The 420-nt window shown below is 61.2% G+C and carries 1 protein-coding gene; it reads left to right on the forward strand.

What is annotated here, in order from left to right; all coding sequences use genetic code 11:
* Nucleotides 1-153: 153 nt before the first annotated feature.
* Nucleotides 154-348, forward strand: a complete 195-nt coding sequence (gene tnpA / locus RHOFW104R8_RS10800; protein WP_068205432.1) for an IS66 family insertion sequence element accessory protein TnpA — start codon at nucleotides 154-156, stop codon at nucleotides 346-348.
* Nucleotides 349-420 lie beyond the last annotated feature (72 nt).

Here is a 420-nt window from a genome sequence, read left to right on the forward strand (position 1 = left end):
CGACCGCAGGTCGCGACCCGCAACAGGTCACCGCCAGGGGCTTTATCCTGAAACACCCTCACCGGAAACGGTGGGTAACCGTCCGGCCACCTCACCTGTACTGAGCCGTCAGCAGCTGTTGCGATACGCGCCTGTTTTAACGGGAGCAAGCACATGGATAGCAAGGCGGCATTCTGGAGGCGGCATCTGGCCGCGTGGCGCGACAGCGGCCAGAGTCAGGCGGCATATTGCCGGCAGCAGGACGTGAGCCTGCCGTGCTTTGGTTACTGGCGCGGCAAGTTGGGTGCGGTGCCATCTGCCAAGGCGCTGTTGCCAATCGTCGTTTCACAGGTGTCCACGCCGATGTGACCTTGCCCGCGAGAAACGTATCCCTTGCCGTGTGATTCAATCCACGCAAGGAGAACGACATGACGAAGACAA

The sequence above is a fragment of the Rhodanobacter sp. FW104-R8 genome, assembly GCF_001617365.1.
GTDB lineage: Bacteria > Pseudomonadota > Gammaproteobacteria > Xanthomonadales > Rhodanobacteraceae > Rhodanobacter.